The sequence below is a fragment of the Streptomyces macrolidinus genome, from assembly GCF_023887685.1.
GTDB lineage: Bacteria > Actinomycetota > Actinomycetes > Streptomycetales > Streptomycetaceae > Streptomyces > Streptomyces macrolidinus.
Window position 1 is genome coordinate 1 of sequence record NZ_JAMWMR010000107.1, and the last position, 574, is coordinate 574.

Genomic DNA, 574 nt, shown 5'->3' on the forward strand with positions numbered 1-574 from the left:
CGAGCCCCGTCCCCTCGGCGGCGGCTGCGAAGGACATGCAGCGGCCACTCGGGGCGAGACCCTGCTGGCGGCTGAAGTCCACGAACATACCGGGCGTCGACATCACCGTGACGCCGCCGGCCAGCGCCAGCGAGCACTCGCCCTGCCGCAACGACTGCGCCGCCAGGTGCAACGCCACCAACGACGACGAACACGCCGTGTCCACCGTCACCGCCGGCCCCTCAAGACCGAAGGTGTACGACAGACGCCCCGAGGCGACGCTGCCCGCGGTGCCGTTGGCCAGGTAGCCCTCGATGTCGTCGGAGACGTAGGCCAGTCGGGAGCCGTAGTCGTGGTACATCACGCCCGCGAAGACGCCGGTGGCGCTGCCGCGCAGCGTGGCGGGATCGATGCCGGCCCGCTCGATGGCCTCCCAGGAGGTCTCCAGCAGCAGCCGCTGCTGCGGGTCCATCGCCAGCGCCTCGCGCGGCGAGATCCCGAAGAACTCCGCGTCGAAGTCGCCGGCTCCGTCGAGGAACCCGCCTTCGTGGGCGTAGCTGGTGCCCGGGCGGCTCCGCTCCGGGTCGACGAGGGC

At 72.1% G+C, this 574-nt stretch carries 1 protein-coding gene; it reads right to left on the minus strand.

The features are described 5' to 3' along the window. On the minus strand, positions 1-574 hold a 574-nt coding region (locus tag NGF19_RS30435; protein WP_252429168.1), incomplete at both ends, for a beta-ketoacyl synthase N-terminal-like domain-containing protein.